Origin of the sequence: Streptomyces sp. URMC 124 (assembly GCF_051386455.1) — a bacterium.
GTDB lineage: Bacteria > Actinomycetota > Actinomycetes > Streptomycetales > Streptomycetaceae > Streptomyces.
Window position 1 is genome coordinate 1 of sequence record NZ_JBPQTS010000459.1, and the last position, 274, is coordinate 274.

A 274-nucleotide genomic window follows, 5' to 3' on the forward strand; every position below is an offset into this window, starting at 1 on the left:
CCTACATATACCTGAATGAACAGCTCGACATCAAAAGGACGAAAGATGCCAGCAGCAGCCCCCTCGTGAATAATCAGCCGGATATTCTCCCAGCCTGTATTCATGTAGGCATCGATTTGCCTCCACTGCTCCGGGTACCGGAGCTCCAATTCCTTCATCACGCGAATATCGTGGAAGGCGACGCCTTGCGGAAGGAGCGTTAATGCCAGGAATAGCTTATCCGTTAAAGGAATCGAATCGTCCTTCATCAGCTTCTCCTCCTCCGCCATCATAT

1 protein-coding gene is annotated in these 274 nt (G+C 50.7%); it reads right to left on the reverse strand.

Going from position 1 to position 274, the window contains the following annotated elements; genetic code table 11:
• Nucleotides 1-248 (reverse strand): hypothetical protein (locus ACSNOG_RS33330; protein WP_436756408.1); only part of this gene is annotated, 248 nt, incomplete at its 3' end.
• Nucleotides 249-274 lie beyond the last annotated feature (26 nt).